This is a genomic window from Actinomadura sp. WAC 06369 (genome assembly GCF_003947565.1).
In the GTDB taxonomy this organism is placed as follows: Bacteria; Actinomycetota; Actinomycetes; order Streptosporangiales; family Streptosporangiaceae; genus Spirillospora; species Spirillospora rifamycini.
In genome coordinates this window covers 21637-28242 of the sequence record NZ_QHJN01000104.1, presented here as the reverse complement: position 1 = coordinate 28242, position 6606 = coordinate 21637, and the positions used below count along the sequence as shown (strand labels likewise).

The following is a 6606-nucleotide window of genomic DNA, read 5'->3' as shown; positions in this document are numbered from 1 at the left end:
TCAGGCGACCGGTGGCGAGCACGTGCCGCAGGGAGCCCCCGGCCGTACCGGCGGCGCCGAACAGACCTCGGCACCCGACGGGCACGGCAAGCGTGCTCAGGCCACTGACGCCAACGAGCCCGCCACAACGGCGACCGGCGACAACGGGAACAGCCCGGCAGCGAGCGGCGACGCCGAACAATCACGCACGCACGGGCTCCCTGGCCAAGCCGCCACCGACCAGCCCGCCCAAGCGGCCGACGACGAGCACGCGCGCACCCCCGGACTTCTCGGGTACCCCACCAGCATCGACCAGCCCCCGGCACCCGGCGCCCCCCAGCACGGCCCGGCAGGACCCGAGGTCGGGGACGACCCGGCAGGCGGCCTCCCCGGCCACCCTTCCAGCACCGAACAGGCCCCGACATCCGACGGGCTCGGCAACCCCGCCCAGGCCACCGGCACCACCGGGCACGGTCAGGCGGCGGCCGGGGTCGGCGGCGACCCGGCCCAGCCACACGGCCAGCCAGCCCAGGCCACCGGCGGCCCCCAGCACGGCCCGATAGCAACCGGCGACGCCGAACAATCACGCACGCACGGACTCCCCGGCCAACCCACCGTCGGCGGTGCCGAGCTCGCCCAAGCGGCAGGCACCACCGGGCACGGTCAGGCAGGGACCGGAGTCGGCGGCGACCCAGCCCAGCCGCACGGCCAACCGGCCCAGGCAACCGGCGGCGGCGAGCACGCACCGCCCCACGGCGTCCCTGGCCGTACCGGCGGCGCCGAACAGACCTCGGCGCCCGACGGGCTCGGCCAGCCTGCTCAGGGCACTGACGGCATCGAGCCCGCCACAACGGCGACCGGCGACAACGGGAACAGCCCGGCAGCGAGCGGCGACGCCGAACACGCACCACTGCACGGCGCCCCTGGCCAACCCACCGACACCGAACAGCCCCCCACATCCGACGGGCTCGGCCAACACGCCCACGCCCGCGGCGGCACCGGACACAGCCCGGCGGCAGGGGTCAGCGACGACCCGGCCCAGCCCCATGGCCTCACCGGCCAACCCGTCCAGGCCACTGATGGCACCGGGCACGCCCCGGCGGTGGCGGGGGGCGGGGGTGACTCTGCACAGCCTCACGAGCTCACCGGCCAACCGGCTCAGGCGACCGGTGGCGAGCACGTGCCGCAGGGAGCCCCCGGCCGTACCGGCGGCGCCGAACAGACCTCGGCACCCGACGGGCTCGGCCAGCCTGCTCAGACCACTGACGGCATCGAGCCCGCCACAGCGGCGAACGGCGACATCGGGAACGGCGCCCCTGGCCAACCCGCCGACACCGAACAGGCCCCCACACCCGACGGGCTCGGCCAACACGCCCAGGCCACCGGCGACACCGGACACAGCCCGGCGGCCGGGGTCAGCGGCGACCCGGCACAGCCGCACGGCCTCACCGGCCAACCGGCCCAGACGACCAGCGGTGGCGAGCACGTACCGCCGCACGGGCTTCCCGGCCAACCCGCCGACACCGAACAGACCTCGGCACCCGACGGGCTCGGCGAGCCTGGTCAGACTACTGACGGCATCGGGCACGCCCCGGCGGCCGGGGTCGGCGGCAACCCGGCACAGCCGCACGGGCTTCCCGGCCAGCCCGGCGGCACCGAACAGGCGCCGACGTTCGGGGCGCTCGGCGACCCCGCCCAGGCCACCGGCGGCACCGGGCACGCCCCGGCGGCCGGGGGCGACCCGGCGCAGCCACATGGGCTCACCGGCCAACCAGCTCAGGCGACCGGCGGCGAGCACATACCGCCGCAGGGAGCCCCCGGCCAGCCCCGCGGCGTCGAACAGCCCTCGGCGCCCGACGGCCTCGGCGACGCCGCACAATCCGCCGACGGCACCGGGCACAGCCCGGCGGCCGGAAGCGAGGGCGATTCGGCACCGCCACACGGGGTTACCGTCGGACCGGCCCAGGCCACCGGCGGCACCGGGCACGCCCCGGCGGCCGGGGTCAGCGGCGACACGGCGCGGCCGCACGACCTCACCGGCCAACCGGCCCAGGCGACCAGCGGTGGCGAGCACGTGCCGCCGCAGGGAGCCCCCGGCCAGCCCGGCGGCGCCGAGCAGACCTCGGCACCCAACGGGCTCGGCCAGCCTGCTCAGACCACTGACGGCATCGAGCCCTCCGCAGCGGCGGCCAGGGGCATCGAGAGCGGCCCGGCAGCGACCGGCGGCGCCGGACAGGCGCCGACGTCCGGGGGGCTCGGCGACCCCGCCCAGGCCACCGGCGGCACCGGGCACGCCCCAGCGGCTGGGGGCGAGGGCGACACGGCGCGGCCGCACGGGCTCACCGGCCAACCGGCTCAGGCGACCGGCGGCGAGCACGCACCGCCGCAGGGAGCCCCCGGCCAGCCCGGCGGCGCCGAGCAGACCTCGGCACCCAACGGGCTCGGCCAGCCTGCTCAGACCACTGACGGCATCGAGCCCTCCACAGCGGCGACCGGCGACACCGGGAACAGCCCGGCAGTGATCGGCGGCGCCGAACACGCATCGCCGCACGGGCTTCCCGGCCAGCCCGGCGGCACCGAACAGGCGCCGACGTCCGGGGCGCTCGGCGACCCCGCCCAGGCCACCGGCGGCACCGGGCACGCCCCGGCTGCCGGGGGCGAGGGCAACACGGCGCAGCCGCACGACCTCACCGGCCAACCGGCCCAGGCGACCAGCGGCGAGCACGTGCCGCCGCAGGGAGCCCCCGGCCAGCCCGGCGGCGCCGAACAGACCTCGGCACCCGACGGGCTCGGCCAGCCTGCTCAGACCGCCGACGGCATCGAGCCCTCCACAGCGGCTGCCGGGGGCATCGAGAGCGGCCCGGCAGTGATCGGCGGCGCCGGACAGGCGCCGACGTCCGGGGGGCTCGGCGACCCCGCCCAGGCCACCGGTGGCACCGGGGACGGCCCGGCGGCGACCGGTGGTGAGCGCGTGCCGCCGCGGGGGCTTCCCGGGCGGACCGGTGCCGAACGGCCCCCGGCGTCCGATGGTGGTGAGTCGGCTCAGGCGTCCGGCGGGTACGAGCATGCGCAACCGGTGCAGTCCGCCGGTCCGGCCGCGGTGTCCGATGTGCCCGGTCAGGGCGCGTCGGGGGGTTACGGGCTTCCGGGCCGGACGGGCGGGTCGGACGGCGGGCGCGGACTGCGGGCCGTTCCGGACGCCGAAGCGGGGTTCGAGCCCGGCAACCGCATCGACCAGGAGCTGTACGACGCCACCCTCGCGGGGGACTCGGACGCCTTCCTGCGGGTCCTGCTGAACGCGAACGTGCTCGTCCCGATACCGGAGGACGCGCCGCTCGAGGTGACGCCGATCCAGCGCGACTTCCGGTGGGACGCCGCGCTGCGGGACGACGCGGCGGTTCGGGTGTTCACGTCGCTGGTGCGGCTGCGCGAGATCCTGCCGGAGGCGCGGTTCGTCTACGCGGACTTCCGGGAGCTGATCGGCGCCTGGCCGCGCGAGGACTGGGCGATGCTGCTCAACCCGGGGACGCGGATCGGCGCGTCGCTGCGGGGGGAGCAGGTGCGGGCGCTCAGCGAGTGGGCGATCCGCGTGGGGCTGATCCAGGCGCGGCCGGCCGCGCCGCCGCCCCGCGAGCCGCGGCCGGAGGCCGAGGTGCGACCGGTGCCGCAGCCGGCCGCGGACCCGGACGACCGGGTGTCGCAGCTCGCGATCATGCAGAAGGTCGTGCCGCACGGGCATGTCGCCTGGTACCTGGAGCAGGGGTACGACCGGGTCGGCGGGTTCGTGCATCTGACGAGCGACGTGGCGGAGTTGCAGACGCCCGCGCAGTTGTACGAGGCGCTGGGGCTGCTCTACGACGACTCCCCGTTCGCGCCCGGGGACGAGGGCGTCTACGTGATCCGGTGGCCCGCGTACTGCCCGGACGTCTACCGGGTGCCGTTCGGCGGCGCGACGGAGGCGGAGATGGCCGCGTGGGGCGAGGCCGGGTGGGTCGTCGAGCGGGCGCCGTTCGTCGGGACGGGGTTCGCGCCGGGCAGCGCGGGCTCGATCCGCGAGTTCAAGGTGGACAGCATCCGGCTGCCGTACGGGTCGGAGATGTACTACCTCGCGCCGGACCGTTCGGAGCGGTTCGTGGCGATGTACGACCCGGACCGGCTCGGCTGGCTGCGGCCCGAGCCGGGCGCCGAGGGCGGGGACGGACGGACGGAGGCCGCGCAGTGATCCGGGACGGGTACGTCGCACGGTGGCTCGGGCGGGACTTCGAGGCGTCGCCCGGTGCGGACGGCGAGGTCCGGCTGTACACGCCGGATCCGACGGAGGGGTTCGAGGAGCTGCGGCCGGGCCGGTACCGGCGGGTCGTCCCGGCGTCGGAGGTCGAGGAGCTGCGGTACGTGCGGACGGCGTGCACGTGGCGCGGCGAGCCGTTCGTCGTCGTGGGCGAGCACGAGTCGTGGGTGCGGGTGGAGTACACCGGCGGCCGGGCTCCGGCCGCCGAGCGGCTCGGGCTCGACCGGATCGACCACGGGGTGTGGCAGGCGTGGGCGCCGCGCGCCGAGGTGGAGGACGTCCGCCAGGAGTTCGTCTGATCGGGGGTTGATCCGGGCCGGGATCCGTGTTCGCATGTGTCCGGGGCCGATCCCCCCTTGCGTTACGGCCGTTCATGAGACGACGGAGGTGCTGCGGCGGTGGTCTGCCGACCGGCGGTGAAACCGCTCTTCGTAGGGTTCGCCGCCGCGGCGGTGCTCGCGGCGGGCGGTGCGTCCGCCGTCGCGGCCACGGATCCGACCCCGACGCCTTCGACGTCCCCCTCGGACAGTCCCGCTCCCACGCCGACGGAGACGCCCGGCACACTCGCCGTGCAGGTCACGGTGCCCCCCGAGAAGTTCGAGGTGGGGGACGAGGCGAAGCTGACGACGCACATCGCGGCGAAGGACGGGACGCTCGAAGAGGTGCGGATCGTGGGCGTCAAGGCGACGTCGACGGGTCCGAAGCCGATCGTGGCGAGCGACTGCGCGGAGCCGTTCGAGTCGGCGGCGTGCGTCATCGGGACGGTCGGGAAGGGCGACAAGAAGGAAGTCATCACGACGGTTTCGGTGCCGGAGTCGGCGAAGAAGGACGTCAAGGTCACCCTCGTCGTCACGGTCGGCGCGGCCGGCGTGGAGGAGGACGTGCCCGCTGAGGCGTCCGTCACGTTCAAGGCTCCGCCGCCCCCGACCGGCGGCCCGACCGGCAAGCCCACGGGCAAGCCGACGAAGACCCCGTCTCCGAGCCCGTCCGGCGGGAAGGACGACGACGAAGGTTCGTCCGGTTCGTCCGGTTCCGGCGGCTCCTCCGGGTCGAGCGGCTCGTCGGGGTCGTCGGGCTCGTCGGGGTCCGGCGGGTCGGCCGACGTGGACGTGCCCGACTACCCCGACACCTCGCCGAACGCGTCGTTCGGCGCCCGGAGCCCGGGCGTGGAGCTGCCGTCGATCTCGGCGCCGAGCCCGTCGGTGGCGCCGAACCCGGTCCCGGCGACGCCGCAGAGCCGGCTGCGGGAGAACAAGGCGCCGGTCGCTCAGGAGCTCACGTTCGAGCGGATGGCGAGCACGCAGGTGGCGTGGCTCGCGGCGCTGATCGTGGTGTTCGGGCTGCTGCTGACGCAGGTGCGGCTGGGGCGGCGGGCCGCGATGGCGCGGGGACGGGCGCCGCGGGGGCAGCACCGGCGGACGCGCCGCGGCATGTTCGGCCGCTGAGCCCCCGTCAGCCGCGCAGCAGCGCGTGGCAGGCGATGGCGGCGGCCGCCGTGACGTTGAGGGAGTCGACGCCGTTCGCCATGGCGGCGGCGCTCATCGGGATGCAGACCCGGTCGTCGGCCTCGTCGAGCCAGTGGGACGACAGGCCGTCGCCCTCCGAGCCGAGCATGAGGGCGACGCGGTCGCCCATCGGGGCGCCGTCCAGCGGGGTGGCGGACTGGTCGGGGGTGAGGGCGAGGAGCGTGAACCCGGACGCGCGCAGCTTCGCGAGGTCGTCCCGCCGGTTCGCCATGCGCGCGTAGGGGACGGCGAAGACGGCGCCCATGGACACCTTGACGGCGCGGCGGTAGAGGGGGTCGGCGCACCGCGGGGACAGGACGACGGCGTCGACGCCGAGGGCGGCGGCGCACCGGTAGATGGAGCCGACGTTGGCGTGGTCGACGAGGTCTTCGAGGACGAGGATGCGGCGGGCGTCCGCGACGACGGCGTCGACGGGCGGCAGCGGCAGGCGGGCCATGGACGCGAGGGCGCCGCGGTGCACCTGGAATCCGGCGATCTCCTGGAGGACGTCGTCGGCGGCGATGTAGACGGGGGCGTCGAAGCCGTCGAGGAGGTCGGCGAGGGGGTCCGCCCAGCGCCGCGCCATGAGCAGGGACCGGACGGGGTGCCCGGCGGCCACCGCGCGGCGGATGACCTTCTCGCCCTCGGCGACGAACAGTCCGTGCTCGGCCTCGAGGCTCTTGCGGAGGTTGACGTCGCGGAGCCGGACGTAGTCGGCGAGGCGCGGGTCGGTGGGGTCGGTGACGGGGACCAGGGTGGCCATCCCCCCATTGTGCCGGGCCCGCAAGGCCGGTTACGGCCATGCGGCGTCGTTGTGTGCCCGCGCCGCTACTG

The 6606-nt window shown here is 76.1% G+C and carries 5 protein-coding genes; 3 read left to right on the top strand and 2 right to left on the bottom strand.

Annotated elements, in window-relative coordinates; translation table 11 throughout:
* Positions 1 to 562: 562 nt before the first annotated feature.
* Positions 563 to 1072 carry a hypothetical protein gene (locus DMH08_RS25510; RefSeq protein WP_125618262.1) on the bottom strand — a complete coding sequence of 170 codons (510 nt, stop codon included), beginning with the start codon at positions 1070 to 1072 and terminating at the stop codon, positions 563 to 565.
* An 87-nt stretch (positions 1073 to 1159) separates the two neighbouring features.
* Between DMH08_RS25510 and DMH08_RS25505 the strand changes: the two genes are divergently transcribed.
* From DMH08_RS25505 to DMH08_RS25495, 3 genes are all read left to right on the top strand, one after another.
* Positions 1160 to 4201, top strand: coding sequence for an SseB family protein (locus DMH08_RS25505; protein WP_125618260.1), 3042 nt, complete (start codon positions 1160 to 1162; stop codon positions 4199 to 4201).
* Positions 4198 to 4566 carry a hypothetical protein gene (locus tag DMH08_RS25500; RefSeq protein WP_026400827.1) on the top strand — a complete coding sequence of 123 codons (369 nt, stop codon included), beginning with the start codon at positions 4198 to 4200 and terminating at the stop codon, positions 4564 to 4566. Before DMH08_RS25505 ends, DMH08_RS25500 begins: the two co-directional genes overlap by 4 nt.
* Before the next feature lie 270 nt (positions 4567 to 4836).
* Positions 4837 to 5712, top strand: coding sequence for a hypothetical protein (locus DMH08_RS25495; RefSeq protein WP_125618258.1), 876 nt, complete (start codon positions 4837 to 4839; stop codon positions 5710 to 5712).
* 7 nt (positions 5713 to 5719) lie between these two features.
* Here the strand turns inward: DMH08_RS25495 and DMH08_RS25490 are convergent, their stop codons facing one another.
* Positions 5720 to 6535: a TrmH family RNA methyltransferase gene (locus DMH08_RS25490; protein WP_125618257.1), complete on the bottom strand. Its 816-nt coding sequence runs from the start codon at positions 6533 to 6535 to the stop codon at positions 5720 to 5722.
* Positions 6536 to 6606 lie beyond the last annotated feature (71 nt).

Excerpts from the sequence above, each read along its gene's own strand:
- DMH08_RS25490 (WP_125618257.1), bottom strand. The coding sequence starts at position 6,535 with ATGGCCACCCTGGTCCCCGTCACCGACCCCACCGACCCGCGCCTCGCC.